We start from the raw sequence: 15,117 nt of genomic DNA on the forward strand, positions 1-15,117 counted from the left end.
TGCGGTTTTACATCAATTTGCGGCGGCGTGTCACGCGAATATCCAGATCGGTGATCTTCTTGCGCAAAGTATTGCGATTGATGCCGAGCAGGTCGGCGCATTTCGCCTGGTTGCCGCCGGTTGCATCCAGCGCAATCTCGATTAACGGCAACTCCACCTCGCGCAGGATGCGGGCATAGAGCCCCGGCGGCGGCAGCATGTTGCCGTGCAGGTCGAAATAGCGCCGAAGGTGCCGCGCCACGCTGGCCGACAGCTTGTCACCGTCGGAAATCCCCAGCACCGGCTCGTTGCCCGGTTGGTTGCCCAGCACCGCCTCGACCTCCGACCGCGCGATCTCGTCGGCCCGCGCCGTCAACCCCAGTCGCCGCACCGCGTTCTCAAGTTGCCGCACATTCCCGGGCCAACTGTATTTGCGCATCAAGGCTATCGCGTCCTCGGAAAAGAAACGTTTCGGCGCCCCCTCGCGCTCGGATTTGGCCAGGAAATGCTCGGCCAGAAGCGGAATGTCATCGACCCGCTCGCGCAGGGACGGCACGTGCAGTGCTGCCCCGTCGAGCCGGTAATAGAGATCTTGACGTAACCTGCCATCCTCCATCGCCTGGGCCAGATCGCCCTGGCTGGTGGCCATGAACCGCGGCACGTGTTCGCCGGGATTGTCAATCATGCGTACAATCCGCGCTTGAAGATCCGGATCTATATCGCTGATTTCATCAACTAAAACCGTTCCCCCCTTGGCCCGTGCCAGAACCCGGGCCGGGCCTTCGAGATCCTGCAGATCCGCCCCCGTCACGGTCACGAAGGGCAGCGTGCGGCGGTCCGAGAAATCGTGGATCGCACGGGCGATCAGGGACTTGCCAGTGCCGCTTTCGCCCGAGATCATCACCGCCATGTCGGTGTTCATCACCCGCGCCACCAGCCGATAGAGCGCCTGCATCGCCGGTGTCCGCCCCACCAGGGGCAGTTCGTCGGGCCGCTCGTTATCCTCGTTCCGCGGTCCCGGCGCGCGGCGGCGGTTCTCCAGCGCCCGCGCGGTTCGTTTCATCAGGTCCGGCAGATCGAACGGCTTCGGCAAATAGTCATAGGCCTCGGCTTCAGCCGCCTGAATCGCGGTCATGATCGTGTTCTGCGCCGAAATCACGATCACCGGCAGGTCAGGTCGGTCCTGCTGGATCTTCGGCAGCATCTCCAGCCCGTTTCCGTCCGGCATCATGACGTCGCTGATCACCACGTCGCCCTTACCCTCGCCCACCCATCGCATCAACGTGGTCAGCGATGAGGTCGCGTGCACCTTGCACCCGGCCCGCGTCAACGCCTGGGTCAGAACGGTGCGGATCGTGCGATCATCGTCGGCAACAAGTACGGTGCCATCCATAGGCTCACTCCTTTTTGTCCTTTGCGGCCAGCGGCAGGGAAATGCGGAAAACCGTGCGGCCCGGCACGGATTTCACAGAGACCCAGCCTTCATGGTCGGATATGATCTTGGCCGTCAGCGCCAGCCCCAGACCGGTGCCGTTCTCGCGCCCCGACACGAACGGGTCGAACACATCCGCGGCAATCTCCGGTGGAAGGCCCGGGCCGTCGTCGATGATCTCGATCTGAAGCGGCAGGCTTTCGGATCGACCATCGGACCTGCGCAGACGGAAAGAGTGTTCATAGAACGTGTGCAGGGTGATCGTGCCGCCGTCCTTGCCTGCCGCCTCGGCGGCGTTTTTCAGCAGGTTCTGCATCACCTGCAGCAACTGATCCTGGTCGCCCCAGGCCAACGGCAGGGACGGATCATAGTCCTCGCGGATCGTCATGTGGGCGCCAAAGCCCAGCAGCGCCGAACGCCGCGCCCGATCGAGGACATCGTGGACATTGACCGGCCGGAAATCCGGCTGCGACAGGTTGCCGAACTGCTCCACCTGCTCGAGCAGCTTCACGATCCGCCGGCTTTCGTTGACGATTAAGTCAGTTAGCTCAAGGTCTTCCGGTCCGAGGCTCATGCTCAGAAGCTGGGCAGCGCCGGTGATTCCGGCCAGCGGGTTCTTGATCTCATGGGCCAGCATCTCGGCCATGCCGATGGCCGACTTGGCTGCAGATTTCACCGAATGCGACTGTGTCATCCGTCCAGCCAGTTCGCGCGGCGAGATCAGGAACAGCATCTGCCCCGGACGCCCTTGCACCGGCGCGATCTGCAAGTTGCAATGGAGCGGCGCCCGTTCACCCGTGCCGACGTCGACATCATTGACGAAAAGCGGTGTCGTGTTGGTTCGCGCGCGCTCGAACGCCTCCTCCAGCGGCGCATCAATGGTCAGCCTGTCCCAGACCGGTTGCCCCCGCATCGCCTTGACCGAGGACAGCATGAAGCCTTCCGCCGCCGGGTTGATATCGACGATCACGTCGTCTGCATCAACGAGGATCGCCGGCACCGGCAACGAAGCCCAGATCGAATCCTCCATCGGGATGTCCTCCGCCCTCATGCCGCCACCTGTTCGGTATCAAGGATCGCCTGCGGGATCAGCGCCAGCACGCGCCGCGGCTCGCGGCAGGTCAGCAACTCGCGCCGCAGCCCGGGCGGCGTGCCGGCCTCGTCCATGTACCAGCCCAGATGCTTGCGCCCGACCCGATTGCCCAGATCCGCCCCGTAGAAGCTCAACATCGCCTCGTAATGCTCTGTAATCATGTCAACAAGTTCTTTCCCTTTTGGGATCTCCGGGGCCGGCGTGCCATAGAGCTCATGCGCCACCTGCGCCAGCAACCACGGCCGTCCCTGCGCCCCCCGCCCGATCATCACGCCGGCCGCGTCCGAATCAGCCAGCGCATCGCGGGCCTCACCCGCCGAGCGAATGTCGCCATTGGCGATCACCGGCACCTGAACCGCCTCGGTGACCGCCCGGATCGCCGTCCAGTCAGCGCGCCCCTTGTAGAACTGGCATCGCGTTCGCCCGTGAACGACGATCCGCCGCACGCCCGCTGCTTCAGCCCGCCGGGCCAGTTCCGGCGCGTTCAGGGTGGTGTCGTCCCAGCCGAGGCGCGTTTTCAGCGTCACCGGCACACGCACCGCCTCGGCGACCGCCTCGATCAGGCGCAGAGCGTGATCGAGATCGCGCATCAGGGCCGAGCCCGACATGCCCCCCGTCACCTTCTTGGCCGGGCAACCCATGTTGATGTCTATCACCGTCGCCCCCATCGCTTCGACCATCCGCGCGGCCTCGGCCATCGGACCCGGCGCGCACCCGGCGATCTGCACTGCGCTGTTTTCGATCCCGGCGCCCAACTCAGCCTTTTCCCGCGTGCCCGGCCGCGCGGTCAGGAATTCGCCGCTGGCAATCATCTCCGACACCACCAGCCCCGCCCCGAACCGGCTCACCAGGCTACGGAACGGCAGGTCGGTGATCCCCGCCAACGGCGCCAGCGCCACCGGTGGATCCAGGATCAACTCATTCGGAGACTCGGTCAAAGCGCTTAATCCTTGTGCATATCGGATGACCTAGGCCGCGCCGGCCCAATTCACAACAAAACAACGCCGAAAAAGTGGCCATCCGCGGCAATCTGCCCATTTATTAAGCACATACTCGGAATGTCTGCACAATTGCTCTCCTCCGGCTCAGGCCGTAAGTAGTGGCTGATGACCACCGCCATTCTCATAGTCGCAGCCGGGCGCGGCACCCGCGCGGGCCCCGGCGCACCGAAACAGTGGCGCCCGCTGGCTGGCCGCCGGGTGATCGACTGGACACTCGATGCCTTCCTTTCGACCCCAGGTATCGGCCCGGTAATGGTGGCCCTGCATGCCGAGGACATTGCCGGCTTCGTCGCACCTAAAGGAGTGTTGACCTGCACAGGCGGCGCCACCCGCGCCGCCTCGGTCCGCGCCGGGCTCGAAGCGCTGGCGCCTCTGACCCCGGACAAGGTGCTGATCCACGATGTCGCCCGGCCCTGCCTGTCGCAGTCGGTGATCGCGGCTGTGGTCGCCGCGCTCGACCAGGCCCCCGGCGCCGCGCCCGCCCTGCCCGTAACCGACGCGCTCTGGCGCGGCGTGGACGGTCGTGTCTCCGGCAGCGCCAACCGTGAGGGCCTGTTTCGAGCCCAAACGCCACAGGGCTTCCGCTTCGATGCCATCCTCGCGGCGCACCGCTCCCATGTCGGCGAGGCCGCCGACGATGTCGAAGTCGCCCGTGCTGCGGGGCTTGAGGTTGTGATCGTTCCGGGGCATGAGGACAATCTCAAGATCACCCATGCGCCCGATTTCGCCCGGGCCGAACAGATTCTACGAGGGACCATGGATATCCGCCTCGGCAACGGTTTCGACGTCCACGCCTTCGGTCCCGGCGACCATGTGATGCTCTGCGGTGTCGCGGTGCCACACGACCGTGGGCTCAAGGGCCATTCCGACGCCGATGTCGGCATGCATGCGGTGACCGACGCGCTCTACGGCGCGCTGGCGCAGGGCGATATCGGCCGCCACTTCCCGCCTTCCGACCCGCAATGGAAAGGTGCCGCAAGCCACATCTTCCTCGCCCATGCCACCGCGCTCGCCGGTGACCAAGGCTTCACCGTTTCCAACGTCGACGTCACGCTGATCTGCGAACGCCCCAAGATCGGCCCCCTTGCCACCGCCATGCAGGCCCGCATCGCCGAAATCCTCGCTCTCGACCCCGCCCGCGTGTCGGTCAAGGCCACCACCACGGAGCGACTGGGCTTCACCGGCCGCGAAGAAGGCATCGCCGCCCTTGCCACCGCCACCCTCATCAGACCATGATCCAGCTCTTCATCTGACCCCAGACTATCCCAGGGAGGGGCCAGGAGCTGGCCCCGCGCACCCGCCCCCGCCACGTATCGGACCGCAACCATGACCCGCCTCATCGCCACCTTCTTCTACACCGGATATCTCAAACCTCTCTCCGGGACCTGGGGCTCGGCCGCCGCGGTTGTTGCCGCCTTCCTGCTCTATCTTCTCGGCGGCTGGCTGCTGGTCGCCATCCTGATCCCGATCGCATTCGTCGCCGGGCTCTGGGCGACGGCGCGCGAAACCGCGGGCAAGGACAACCACGATCCGTCCGAGATTGTCATCGACGAGGTCGCCGGCCAGTGGATCGCGCTTCTGCCGGTGCTGATCGGCGCCAGCCATGCCGGCTATACCGGTCCCGATGCGCTGGCGCTCTGGCCGGGTTGGGTCACCGCCTTCCTTGCCTTCCGCTTCTTCGACATCCTCAAACCCGGGCCGATCGGCTGGGCCGACCGCCAGAAAGGTCCGATTGGCGTCATGCTCGACGATATCCTCGCCGGCATAGCCGCGGCGTTGGTCGTGGGGGTTTTCGCCTACGCGGCACATGGCTATCCTGGGGCATGACTGCTGCACATGTTCTCGAACAGGCCCGCAAGCACGGGGTGATGATCGCCACCGCCGAAAGCTGCACCGGCGGCATGGTCGCTGCCGCGCTCACCGACGTCGCCGGGTCTTCGGACGTGTTCGAGCGCGGCTTCGTCACCTATTCCAACGCCGCCAAACAGGAGATGCTGGGCGTATCCCGCACCACGCTCGAGCGCTGCGGCGCGGTCTCCGAAGAGGTCGCCCGAGAAATGGCCGACGGCGCGCTCGCCCGTGGCCATGCCCAACTCGCCGTCGCCATCACCGGCATCGCCGGCCCCGGCGGCTCCGAGCGCAAACCCGAGGGCCGGGTCTGCTTCGGGCTCGCTTTCGAGGGCCGGGTAACCGACACCGAAACGCAGGAGTTCGGCCCTCGCGGCCGCGACTGGGTGCGCAAGGCCGCTCGTGACCACGCGCTCTTCCTGCTGCTTTCCGCCCTGCCTTGATCGATCCGGTTTTCGCCCGGTTTGCGGGCACCACCCGGCGAATCGCGCCAAAAAAACAGTCGTTTTGCAAACCGGCGGGTTTTTCACCGTCCCGGCGCCGCTTGCCTCTTTTTTCCGCGCCGCCGTTCCGCTTTGAAGCCACAAAACCAACAACACGCGGAAGGGATTTTCACATGGTTGGAGCGGATACCGCCTGGATCATCGTCGCCACGGCGCTGGTGCTGTTCATGTCACTGCCGGGCCTGGCGCTGTTCTACGGCGGGCTGGTGCGGGCGCGCAATGTGCTCAGCGTTTTCATGCATGTCTACGCCATTGCCTGCCTGATGAGTGTTTTGTGGCTGGCCCTGGGCTACTCCATAGCCTTCGGCGACGGCAACGCCTGGTGGGGCGGACTTGGCAAGGCTTTCCTGTCTGGAATCGACGCTGACACAGTGAGCGGTACGCTACCCGAGGTCCTGTTCTTCGCCTTCCAGATGACCTTCGCAATCATCACCCCCGCGCTGATCGCCGGCGCCTATGTCGAGCGCATCGGATTCGGCTTCGTGCTGCTTTTCTCGGCATTGTGGATGCTGATCTGTTACGCCCCGGTGACCCATTGGATATGGGGCGGCGGCTTCCTCGCCGATGGCGGCATCTTCGGTGAAACCGGCGTCAAGGATTTCGCCGGCGGCATCGTCGTGCACGAAACCGCGGGCCTCGCCGCGCTGGTGATCGCCGTTTTCCTCGGACCGCGTCGCAACCGTACCACCCCGCCGCACAATCCCGGATTCGTGATGATCGGGGCGGCGATGCTTTGGGTCGGCTGGTTTGGCTTCAACGGCGGCTCGCAACTTGCCGCCGATGGCGGCGCGGCGATGGCGCTGACCGTCACCCACATCTCGGCGGCCACCGCCTCGCTCTCCTGGGCGCTGTGGGAAAAGATCAAGTACGGCAAGGCCTCGCTCGTGGGCCTCGTCACCGGCACCATTGCCGGGCTGGCCTCGATCACGCCCGCGAGCGGTTTCGTCGGTCCCGTCGAAGCGCTGATCATCGGCGCCGTCGCCGGTATCCTCTGCCAGGAGGCGGTGAGCCTCATCCGCATGAAGCTCGGTATCGATGACACGCTCGACGTCTTCGCGGTGCACGGGGTTGGCGGTATCTTCGGCACCATCATGATCGCCGTCTTCGGGGCCGGCAATTGGGCGGCCCAGCTCGGCAGCCTGGTTATTGTCGGGATCTTCACCCTGGTGGTTACGACGGTGCTGGTCAAAGTGGTTGGCCTCATCACCCCGCTGCGGGTCGATGCCGAGACCGAGACCAACGGCCTCGATCTCTCGGTGCACGGCGAACGCGCCTACGAGTTCAACTCCTGAATCCGGATCGGCGGAACAGACCGGAGAGCGGGCCCCAACCGGGGCCCGTTCTTATTTGCCAAGTTCGGCCGCGATCTCGGCGGGCGCGGCCTGCCCCTCGACCAGCGCGGCCACCCGCGCGGCCCGGGCCAGGCCCAGAAGTGAAGCCGCCTTGGCGCCGATCTTCGCCCGGCGCGCCTCCAGCGGCAGCGGCGCATCGAGGTCATGAAAGGCGCGCAGGATCGCACCCGAGGCCAGCTCGACTTCCAGCCGTGCCTGCCCCTCACCCACATCCTCCGCGGCGCTGACCGCCACCCTCCGGCGCAACGCCACCAAATCCGGTTCGGCGCAAAGCGCATCGGAATAACTCTCCAGCCGCGCCGTGTCGCGGCCGAGAAAGTGCATCGGCAGCACCGTGGCATAGGAAAACTTCGCCCCCAGCCCGGTCTGCGGTGCCGGCTGATTGCAGACGCTCATCCAGCGCGGATGGGTCTCGACCCGGATCGCTGCGATCTCGTTCGGCGTCACGTCGAGCGTCGCGGCCGCTTCCAGCACCGCGTGCAGACCGTGGCAGCAGGCATGGAACTTGTGACTCACGGTTTCAAATCTCCAGATCTCGCCCAACCCCGCCAAGGCCGCGTCGTTGCCCTCGCCATGATGTGTCGGTCCCAGTCCCAACGGCCCCTCCAGCGCCTCCAGCCGCGCCTCCATGCCCAGCCGCGCCAGCAGCGCCGCCTCGACACCGTTGGCTGCGGACAGCCCGGCGTTGAACGGTTTGGCCATGGTACCGAACTGCGACTTGAGCCCGCTCGCCCGCGTCGCCACCAGCCCCAATGCGGTACGCATCTGCGCAAAATCCAGCCGCATCAGCCGTCCGGCGGCCACGGTCGCTCCCACCGCGCCGGCGGTTGCAGTCTGGTGAAAGCCGACCTGGTAGTGGCTGCGGCCCAGCCATTCGCCCGCCCGAATCGAGGCTTCCATGCCGATCAGACCTGCTTCCTGCAGCGCCGCGCCGTCCGCGCCGACGTGCTCGGCCACCGCCAGCGCCGCCGGGATCACCCCGACCGAAGGGTGACCGATATGCGCGAAATGCGTGTCGTCATAGTCGAGCGCATGCGAAATGGTGCCATTGACCAGCGCCGCCATCCGCGCCGGCGCCCGCCCGCCGCCGATCAGCGTCGCCTGCTCCGCGCCGCCCTCCTCGGCGGCAAAGGTCCGCAGCACGTCGGCAACCGGCTCGCCCGCCCCGGCGATCCCCACCGCCATCCAGTCGATCAGCGACAGCTGCGCCACCGCCCCAACCTCATCCGGTGCGTCGCACCCGGCCAGCGCGAACTCCGCCAATGTCTCAGATATGCCCATCCCGGCCTCCCGTTGAGTTGCCGAACAGTATCACTCGCGATCCGAGATGAAACGATCCAGCCTCTTCATCTGACCAGAAATATCCCGGGGGTGTGGGGGCAGCGCCCCCACGCACGCCGCCGCCTGCACGCCGCTCAGCCGTAAAGCGCCTGCGCCCGCTCCTCGAAGGCCCGCACGATGCGCATCATCGCGTCGTTGAACACCAGCCCGATCGCCTTCTGCAGCACGAAGTTGCGGAACTCGAAATCGACGAAGAACTTGACCTCGCAGGCCCCGTCATCGACGTCGCGAAACGCCCAGGTCGAGCGCATGTATTTGAACGGCCCATCGAGATATTCCGTCTCGATCCGCTCGTCGTCGCGGTAAAGTCGCACCCGCGACCCGAAGCGCTCGCGGAACACCTTGAAGGAAATCACCAGGTCGGCCAGCATCTCGTCGCCACCGTCCGCCATCGGCGTTACCGATCGCACCCGCGCCGCGGCGCACCATGGCAGAAACTGCGGATAGGCCGCCACATCGGCCACCAGATCGTACATCTGCCGGGCGTGATAGGGCAGGACGCGGGTTTCCGAATGGGTCGGCATGTCGCTCCATTTGATCCGTGACAGGCGCGCCCCATGTCGTATGCTGGGCGCGCGGATTCAAGGGGAAATCATGCCACACCGACCCTATGTCATCGACGAGATGATTTCGGCCAAGGCCATCGCCGCCCGGATCGAGGCGCTGGCCCGCGAAATCCGGGCGGAATTTTTCGACACCGACAAGCTGGTCGTGGTCGGCCTGCTGCGCGGCTCCTTCGTCTTCATCGCCGACCTGGTACGCGAGCTCGACATGCCGGTCGAAGTCGATTTTCTCGAGGCCTCGTCCTACGGCGACGCGACGGAATCGAGCCGCGAGGTTCGCATCCTCAAGGACATCCGTGGCCAGATCGAAGGTCGCGACGTGCTGGTGGTGGAAGATATCGTGGACACCGGCTTTACACTCGAACATGTCCTGCACGTGCTCGAAAGCCGCGGCCCGCGCAAACTGCGCACCATCGCCCTACTCGACAAACCCTCGCGCCGCGAGGCCGATATCCGGGCCGACTGGGTCGGGTTCGAAATCCCGGATGCTTTCGTCGTCGGCTATGGCATCGACTTCGCCCAACGCAATCGCAACCTGCCCTATATCGGCAAGGTGCGCTTCACCGGCGAAACCTGACCCCGGTGAACGGAGACCGCCCATGCTGACCAACCGTTTCGAACTGTTCTCCATCCTGGGCTTCCGCGTCAGCCTCGACCTCAGCTGGGTGTTTCTCGCGGTGCTGGTGACCTGGTCGCTGGCGACCGGCTATTTCCCGCAGGCCGTCCCCGGTGTCGATCCCGCTGCGGCCTGGTGGCTCGGTGCGGTCGGCGCCCTGGGGCTCTTTGCCTCGATCATCCTTCACGAGTTGTCGCATTCCTACGTGGCACGCCAGTTCGGCATTCCCATCCATGGGATCACGCTCTTCATCTTCGGCGGCGTGGCGGAAATGGAGGACGAACCGCCGAGCGCCCGGTCGGAATTCTACATGGCAATCGCCGGACCGATCATGAGCTACGTTCTGGCCGGCCTGTTCTACTTGCTGGCCGTGCTGCTCGCGTCGCAACACCTGATGAGCGCGCTGTTCGGCTATCTTGCCTTGATCAACGCCGTGCTTGCCACCTTCAATCTGGTGCCCGCCTTCCCGCTCGACGGCGGCCGCGTGTTCCGCGCCGCGATGTGGTGGTGGACCGGTGATTATGTGCGCGCCACTCGCACCGGCGCCACACTGGGCCGGCTGTTCGGCATCTTCCTGATCGCCTATGGCGTGATGAACCTGATCGCGGGTTTCTCCGTCATCGGCATCTGGCAGGCGCTGCTCGGGCTTTTCATCGTCGCCGCCTCGCGCTCGTCCGAGATGCAGCTCACCCTCAAGACCGGGCTCGAAAAGGTCACGGTCGGCCAGATCATGGTGCGCGATCTGGTCTCGATTCCGGCCGACATGCCGCTCGACGCGGTGGTCGAGGAATATTTCTACCGTCACCACCACAAGGCCTTCCCGGTGCTGCGCGACGGCACGCTGCTGGGGTGCATCCGGATCGAGGATGTCGGCCGCATCCCGCGCGAGGATCGGGCGCAGGCGACCGCGGTTTCTGTGATCGACGACGGCCGCCCCGTGGGCATGGTCACACCACAAACGCCGGTGATCGACGCGCTGAAAGAGATGAACCTGCGCCAGAGCAGCCGCCTGCTGGTCACCGAGAACGGCCGACTGCGGGGCATGTTGACCATGCGCGACATCATGAATTTCCTTACCATCCGCAAGGAACTGCGCGACATCCCCTGACCGGCTCGATGGCGGGAGATATGGCTATTTGCCACACGGTTGCTACAGTATAGCTGTGCAACGGTCCGCGCAGGACCAGTATGAATGACGGACCATGAGCAGTTCCGCCAAGGACATGATTCGACTGCTGGGCGAAACCGCCCGCGATCTCGCTCCGATCCTGGTGATCGTCGGGTTCTTTCAGCTTGTCGTCCTGCGCCAGCCGGTCGACAACCTCGGTCAGATCGCGGCCGGGTTCGTCTTCGTGCTGCTCGGGCTTGCGATTTTCATCCGCGGGCTGGAAATGGCGCTGTTCCCCCTCGGCGAAGCGCTGGCCGACGCGTTGGCGCAGCGCGGGTCTCTGACCCTGCTCATTCTCTTCGCCTTCGGGCTCGGGTTCGGGACAACCGTCGCCGAACCGGCGCTGATCGCAGTCGGTGAGGAAGCGACCGAAGTGATGGCCGTGGCCGGGGTCATCGCCGATGACGAGTCCACGCTGGCGCGCACCGCCACCTCGCTGCGCTATACCGTGGCGGTCTCGGTCGGCTCGTCGCTGGTGCTGGGCGTCTTCCGTATCCTCAAGGGCTGGCCGATCCAGTGGCTGATCATCGGCGGATACATCGTCGTGGTGGCGTTGACCACCATCGCGCCGGCAGAGATCGTCGGTATTGCCTATGATTCCGGCGGCGTCACCACCTCGACCATCACCGTGCCGCTGGTGACTGCGCTCGGTGTCGGCCTTGCGTCGGTCATCAAGGGGCGCAACCCGATGGTTGACGGCTTCGGCCTGATCGCCTTCGCCTCTCTGATGCCGATCATCTTCGTGCTGCTCTTCGGCTTGGTGATCGCGGCATGACGCTCTGGTCCGACATATCCGAGCTGTCCTGGAGCTTCGTCGGCGTCCTGCGCGACGTCGCGCCGATCGTCGTGGTGATGTTCGTTTTCCAACTCGTCATCCTGCGCCGCAAAATCCCGCACCTGCGCCAGGTTCTGTTCGGCTTGCTCTACGTCGTGCTCGGCCTCGCCTTCTTTCTTTTCGGTCTGGAACGGGCGCTGTTCCCGCTGGGGCGCGAAATGGCCGCTCAGCTCACCGATCCTACCTTCGTCGGCATCGCCGAAGGCGACACCGTCAACTGGCTGGCCTACTACTGGGTCTACACCTTCGCCTTCGCCATCGGCTTTGCCACCACCATCGCCGAGCCGTCGCTGATCGCCGTGGCGCTGAAGGCGCAGGAGGTCTCGGGCGGCGGCGTCAAGGCCTTCGGGCTGCGCCTTGCGGTGGCGCTCGGCGTGGCGCTCAGCCTGGCCGTCGGCACCTTCCGCATCGTCACCGGCACGCCGCTCTATCTCTACATGATCGCGGGCTACATCATCGTGGTGATCCAGACGCTGGCCGCCCCGCGGATGATCGTGCCTCTGGCCTACGATTCCGGCGGCGTCACCACCTCGACCGTCACCGTGCCGCTGGTCGCCGCACTTGGCCTCGGCCTTGCCGGGTCGGTGCCCGGCCGTTCGCCACTGCTCGACGGTTTCGGCTTGATTGCCCTGGCCTCGCTCTTTCCCATGATCACCGTCATGGGCTATGCCCAGATCAGCGGCTGGCTTGCCCGCCGCGCCGCTGCCCGGGCCTCCGCCCCGCCGCAAGGAGACACTTCATGAAGTTCAAGCTGATCATCGTGCTGACCCAGGACGAGCTTACCGACACCGCGATCGAGGCGGCCCGCGCCCATGGCGCCACCGGCTCGACCGTGATCACCTCGGCCCGTGGCGAAGGGCTGAAACCGGCCAAGACCTTCCTCGGTCTGTCCGTTGCCGGCCAGCGTGACATGATCCTGTTTCTGGTCGAGGAGCACCACAGCCGCCAGATCCTGGAATCCATCGCCGCCGCCTGCGGGTTCGAGGAAAACCCCGGCGCCGGCGTTGCTTTCCAGATCGACATCGAGGACGCGATCGGACTCAAGACCCAGATCGACGCGATTCGCGAAGAAATCAGCAAGGAGGACCTGTGATGCCCGGTTCCGACACCCCCCCTGTTGCCGCCCCTCACCAAGCCGCAGACCAGCCCTTGATCAAGGTCGAAGACGTGATGCAGACCGAACTGCACATGATCAGCGGTCTTGCCTCGGCGCGCGAAGCGGTGAACCGGATGAAGGCACTCGGCGTCAGCGCGCTGATCATCGAGCGCCGCCATGACGGCGACGAATACGGCTTCGTTTCGGTCGACAAGATCGCGGCGCGGGTCGTCGCGCCGAACAAGTCGCTCGACCGCACCTCGGTCTACGAAATCATGGACAAGCCCACCCTTACGCTGAACCCGCATATGGCGGTGAAATATGCCATCCGCCTGCTCGCCCGGCTCGATCATCGCCGGGCGCTGGTGGTCGACGAGAACGGCGCCCGCGGGCTGGTGACGCTGCGCGACCTGATCCATTGCTATGCCACACAGGCCGAACTGCCGGCCGCCACGCCCGACCAGGATTGATCGGCGCGCCATGATCAACCTGCGCCATTTCCTGCGCATGTCGCGCTGGGCGCGACGCCCGCCGCCGGCCTGGCGGATCAAGCTGGTGCTGACCGTGATCGTCCTGGCGCTTCTGATCGCAGGTGTCGAACGTTTCATCGGCTGGCCTGACGTTCTCACCCTCGATCCGAAGCAGCCGCGCCGCCTTCCGACGAACTGATCCTCGACGCAACGAAAACACATCTGTCAACGGACCTTGGTCCGAAAATCGCGTCACAAACCTGCGATCAGCTGTGCATCGCCGAACATCTGCCCTGCGCGAACGTCTTGTAGGCGGGCGGCCAGCGCCCGGTATACTGGCGAGCAATAGACCATCGACAATCAGGGAGATCATCGATGAAAAAGACTGTTACCGCCCTCGCCGCGCTGTTCCTGGCCGGCACCGTTACCAGCCCGGCCATCGCCGAAAGCCACATGGACCCGGCCGTTGAGGCCGCGATCAAGGCGCGCAAGGCCCAGATGCAACTCTACGCCTTCAATATCGGTTTACTCGGCGGCATGGCAAAAGACGCGATTCCCTATGATGCCGACGCCGCGTCCAAGGCGGCGGCGAACCTGGCCGCGCTTTCGAAGCTCGACCAGTCGCGCCTGTGGCCGCAAGGCTCGGACAATTCAGCGCTCGGCGAAGCCACCGCCGCCCTGCCCGCGATCTGGGCAGAGGGCAGCGACATCATGGCCAAGGGCATGGCCTTCGTCGAGGCTTCGGCGGCGATGGAACAGGCCGCTGGCGGCGGGCTCGATTCGCTCAAGGCGGCAATCGGTCCACTCGGCGCCAGCTGTGGCGGCTGCCACAAGGCCTACCGTCAGCCGAAAGACTGATCCCTATCGCAGGGGCTCCGGGCGGCGGCGTGTCCGTCGCCCGGAGGTCGTAAACAATGATCCGCAAAGTCCTCTCTTTCCTGCCTTTTCTCGCCGTCGCCGGGCTGGCTCTGTTCTGGTGGCTGACGGTCCCCGGTCGGATTGACAGCGCTCGGCTCGGCGGGCTTGCGGGCGACCCCGCCCGCGGCGAACAGGTATTCTGGGCCGCCGGATGCGCGTCCTGCCATGCGGCACCGGAGTCTCAGGGCGAGGCCCGTATGGTCCTGGCTGGCGGCATGGCCTTCCCCTCACCGTTTGGAACCTTCTACGCCCCCAATATCTCGCCCGACCCCGACCGCGGCATCGGCGGCTGGACGGTGGCAGACCTCGCCAACGCGATGCTGCACGGCACCTCGCCCGAGGGTGCACACTACTACCCCGCTTTCCCTTACACCTCCTATGCTAGGGCCGAGTTACAGGACATCGCCGACCTGCACGCCTTCCTCGCCACCCTGCCCGCCTCGGAAACGACCAGCCGGGCGCATGATGTCAGCTTTCCGTTCAACATCCGCCGCAGCCTTGGCGGCTGGAAGCTGCTGTTCTCCCGCCCTGCCTGGGTGACGGAAGCCACAAGCCCCGAGATCACACGCGGCCGCTATCTCGTTGAGGCACTCGGCCACTGCGGCGAATGCCACACCCCGCGCAATACCCTGGGCGGGCTCGACTACACCCGCTGGCTGCAAGGCGCCCCCACGGCCGACGGCAAGGGTCGCACCCCGGCCATTACGCCGGACAAGCTCGACTGGTCCGCCAATGACATCGCCGCCTATCTCGCTACCGGTTTCACCCCCGAATATGACGTCGCCGGCGGTCACATGACCGAGGTGGTGCAGAACCTCGCCCACCTGCCCGAAACCGATCTCAAGGCCATTGCCGCCTACCTCAAAACCCTGCCCGGCGGTGGCTAAACCGGGGTGGTGCCG

18 protein-coding genes are annotated in these 15,117 nt (G+C 65.4%); 13 read left to right on the forward strand and 5 right to left on the reverse strand.

The genetic code is table 11. The annotated features are described in order from the left end of the window. Window positions 1-7 precede the first annotated feature (7 nt). Genes NO357_RS02435 through dusB form a run of 3 tightly spaced genes read right to left on the reverse strand, consistent with a single transcriptional unit; the run spans window position 8 to window position 3,442 of the window. Window positions 8-1,372: a response regulator gene (locus tag NO357_RS02435; protein ID WP_306734021.1), complete on the reverse strand. Its 1,365-nt coding sequence runs from the start codon at window positions 1,370-1,372 to the stop codon at window positions 8-10. Window positions 1,373-1,376: 4 nt separating this feature from the next. After that, window positions 1,377-2,462, reverse strand: coding sequence for a two-component system sensor histidine kinase NtrB (locus tag NO357_RS02440; protein ID WP_376744341.1), 1,086 nt, complete (start codon window positions 2,460-2,462; stop codon window positions 1,377-1,379). Beyond that, entirely contained in the window at window positions 2,459-3,442 is a 984-nt protein-coding gene (gene dusB / locus NO357_RS02445; RefSeq protein ID WP_306734022.1) for a tRNA dihydrouridine synthase DusB, read from the reverse strand. The genes NO357_RS02440 and dusB overlap by 4 nt, the downstream gene beginning before the upstream one ends. 168 nt (window positions 3,443-3,610) lie before the next feature. Between dusB and NO357_RS02450 the strand changes: the two genes are divergently transcribed. The 4 genes from NO357_RS02450 (at window position 3,611) to NO357_RS02465 (ending at window position 7,148) form a co-directional block, all read left to right on the forward strand. Continuing rightward, the gene (locus NO357_RS02450) at window positions 3,611-4,741 is read left to right on the forward strand and encodes a bifunctional 2-C-methyl-D-erythritol 4-phosphate cytidylyltransferase/2-C-methyl-D-erythritol 2,4-cyclodiphosphate synthase (protein WP_306734023.1); all 1,131 of its coding nucleotides are present in this window, start codon (window positions 3,611-3,613) and stop codon (window positions 4,739-4,741) included. A gap of 90 nt (window positions 4,742-4,831) precedes the next feature. Then, window positions 4,832-5,332 (forward strand): phosphatidylglycerophosphatase A family protein, encoded by a 501-nt coding sequence (locus tag NO357_RS02455; protein ID WP_306734024.1) that lies wholly within the window; start codon window positions 4,832-4,834, stop codon window positions 5,330-5,332. Then, complete coding sequence (locus tag NO357_RS02460) at window positions 5,329-5,796, forward strand: CinA family protein (protein ID WP_306734025.1); 468 nt, start codon at window positions 5,329-5,331, stop codon at window positions 5,794-5,796. The genes NO357_RS02455 and NO357_RS02460 overlap by 4 nt, the downstream gene beginning before the upstream one ends. A gap of 173 nt (window positions 5,797-5,969) precedes the next feature. Then, window positions 5,970-7,148 (forward strand): ammonium transporter, encoded by a 1,179-nt coding sequence (locus NO357_RS02465; protein ID WP_306734026.1) that lies wholly within the window; start codon window positions 5,970-5,972, stop codon window positions 7,146-7,148. A 51-nt stretch (window positions 7,149-7,199) separates the two neighbouring features. Here the strand turns inward: NO357_RS02465 and NO357_RS02470 are convergent, their stop codons facing one another. Next, the gene (locus tag NO357_RS02470; protein ID WP_306734027.1) at window positions 7,200-8,489 is read right to left on the reverse strand and encodes an MmgE/PrpD family protein; all 1,290 of its coding nucleotides are present in this window, start codon (window positions 8,487-8,489) and stop codon (window positions 7,200-7,202) included. Between the two features lie 134 nt (window positions 8,490-8,623). Beyond that, entirely contained in the window at window positions 8,624-9,073 is a 450-nt protein-coding gene (locus NO357_RS02475) for a type II toxin-antitoxin system RatA family toxin (protein ID WP_306734028.1), read from the reverse strand. A 70-nt stretch (window positions 9,074-9,143) separates the two neighbouring features. Between NO357_RS02475 and hpt the strand changes: the two genes are divergently transcribed. The 9 genes from hpt to NO357_RS02520 all read left to right on the forward strand — a co-directional run bounded on the left by hpt (window position 9,144) and on the right by NO357_RS02520 (window position 15,102). Then, window positions 9,144-9,689, forward strand: a complete 546-nt coding sequence (gene hpt, locus NO357_RS02480) for a hypoxanthine phosphoribosyltransferase (protein ID WP_306734029.1) — start codon at window positions 9,144-9,146, stop codon at window positions 9,687-9,689. Between the two features lie 22 nt (window positions 9,690-9,711). Continuing rightward, a complete protein-coding gene (locus tag NO357_RS02485; protein WP_306734030.1) occupies window positions 9,712-10,836 on the forward strand; it encodes a site-2 protease family protein in 1,125 nt (374 codons plus the stop codon). 94 nt (window positions 10,837-10,930) lie between these two features. After that, the gene (locus NO357_RS02490; protein ID WP_306734031.1) at window positions 10,931-11,671 is read left to right on the forward strand and encodes a DUF1538 domain-containing protein; all 741 of its coding nucleotides are present in this window, start codon (window positions 10,931-10,933) and stop codon (window positions 11,669-11,671) included. After that, window positions 11,668-12,474 carry a DUF1538 domain-containing protein gene (locus tag NO357_RS02495; protein ID WP_306734032.1) on the forward strand — a complete coding sequence of 269 codons (807 nt, stop codon included), beginning with the start codon at window positions 11,668-11,670 and terminating at the stop codon, window positions 12,472-12,474. Before NO357_RS02490 ends, NO357_RS02495 begins: the two co-directional genes overlap by 4 nt. Further along, a complete protein-coding gene (locus tag NO357_RS02500) occupies window positions 12,471-12,824 on the forward strand; it encodes a P-II family nitrogen regulator (protein WP_306734033.1) in 354 nt (117 codons plus the stop codon). Before NO357_RS02495 ends, NO357_RS02500 begins: the two co-directional genes overlap by 4 nt. Next, window positions 12,824-13,297 carry a CBS domain-containing protein gene (locus tag NO357_RS02505; RefSeq protein ID WP_306734034.1) on the forward strand — a complete coding sequence of 158 codons (474 nt, stop codon included), beginning with the start codon at window positions 12,824-12,826 and terminating at the stop codon, window positions 13,295-13,297. Before NO357_RS02500 ends, NO357_RS02505 begins: the two co-directional genes overlap by 1 nt. Window positions 13,298-13,307: 10 nt before the next feature. Then, the gene (locus tag NO357_RS02510; RefSeq protein WP_306734035.1) at window positions 13,308-13,496 is read left to right on the forward strand and encodes a hypothetical protein; all 189 of its coding nucleotides are present in this window, start codon (window positions 13,308-13,310) and stop codon (window positions 13,494-13,496) included. Window positions 13,497-13,672: 176 nt separating this feature from the next. Continuing rightward, window positions 13,673-14,155 carry a c-type cytochrome gene (locus NO357_RS02515; protein WP_306734036.1) on the forward strand — a complete coding sequence of 161 codons (483 nt, stop codon included), beginning with the start codon at window positions 13,673-13,675 and terminating at the stop codon, window positions 14,153-14,155. Window positions 14,156-14,211: 56 nt separating this feature from the next. Further along, window positions 14,212-15,102, forward strand: a complete 891-nt coding sequence (locus tag NO357_RS02520; protein ID WP_306734037.1) for a cytochrome c — start codon at window positions 14,212-14,214, stop codon at window positions 15,100-15,102. Window positions 15,103-15,117 lie beyond the last annotated feature (15 nt).

This window comes from Marimonas arenosa, assembly GCF_030848945.1.
Lineage (GTDB): Bacteria > Pseudomonadota > Alphaproteobacteria > Rhodobacterales > Rhodobacteraceae > Marimonas > Marimonas arenosa.

Excerpts from the sequence above, each read along its gene's own strand:
- NO357_RS02435 (WP_306734021.1), bottom strand. The coding sequence starts at position 1,372 with ATGGATGGCACCGTACTTGTTGCCGACGATGATCGCACGATCCGCACC.
- NO357_RS02440 (WP_376744341.1), bottom strand. The coding sequence starts at position 2,462 with ATGAGGGCGGAGGACATCCCGATGGAGGATTCGATCTGGGCTTCGTTG.
- NO357_RS02450 (WP_306734023.1), top strand. The coding sequence starts at position 3,611 with ATGACCACCGCCATTCTCATAGTCGCAGCCGGGCGCGGCACCCGCGCG.
- NO357_RS02455 (WP_306734024.1), top strand. The coding sequence starts at position 4,832 with ATGACCCGCCTCATCGCCACCTTCTTCTACACCGGATATCTCAAACCT.
- NO357_RS02460 (WP_306734025.1), top strand. The coding sequence starts at position 5,329 with ATGACTGCTGCACATGTTCTCGAACAGGCCCGCAAGCACGGGGTGATG.
- NO357_RS02465 (WP_306734026.1), top strand. The coding sequence starts at position 5,970 with ATGGTTGGAGCGGATACCGCCTGGATCATCGTCGCCACGGCGCTGGTG.
- NO357_RS02470 (WP_306734027.1), bottom strand. The coding sequence starts at position 8,489 with ATGGGCATATCTGAGACATTGGCGGAGTTCGCGCTGGCCGGGTGCGAC.
- NO357_RS02475 (WP_306734028.1), bottom strand. The coding sequence starts at position 9,073 with ATGCCGACCCATTCGGAAACCCGCGTCCTGCCCTATCACGCCCGGCAG.
- hpt (WP_306734029.1), top strand. The coding sequence starts at position 9,144 with ATGCCACACCGACCCTATGTCATCGACGAGATGATTTCGGCCAAGGCC.
- NO357_RS02485 (WP_306734030.1), top strand. The coding sequence starts at position 9,712 with ATGCTGACCAACCGTTTCGAACTGTTCTCCATCCTGGGCTTCCGCGTC.
- NO357_RS02490 (WP_306734031.1), top strand. The coding sequence starts at position 10,931 with ATGAGCAGTTCCGCCAAGGACATGATTCGACTGCTGGGCGAAACCGCC.
- NO357_RS02495 (WP_306734032.1), top strand. The coding sequence starts at position 11,668 with ATGACGCTCTGGTCCGACATATCCGAGCTGTCCTGGAGCTTCGTCGGC.
- NO357_RS02500 (WP_306734033.1), top strand. The coding sequence starts at position 12,471 with ATGAAGTTCAAGCTGATCATCGTGCTGACCCAGGACGAGCTTACCGAC.
- NO357_RS02505 (WP_306734034.1), top strand. The coding sequence starts at position 12,824 with ATGCCCGGTTCCGACACCCCCCCTGTTGCCGCCCCTCACCAAGCCGCA.
- NO357_RS02510 (WP_306734035.1), top strand. The coding sequence starts at position 13,308 with ATGATCAACCTGCGCCATTTCCTGCGCATGTCGCGCTGGGCGCGACGC.
- NO357_RS02515 (WP_306734036.1), top strand. The coding sequence starts at position 13,673 with ATGAAAAAGACTGTTACCGCCCTCGCCGCGCTGTTCCTGGCCGGCACC.
- NO357_RS02520 (WP_306734037.1), top strand. The coding sequence starts at position 14,212 with ATGATCCGCAAAGTCCTCTCTTTCCTGCCTTTTCTCGCCGTCGCCGGG.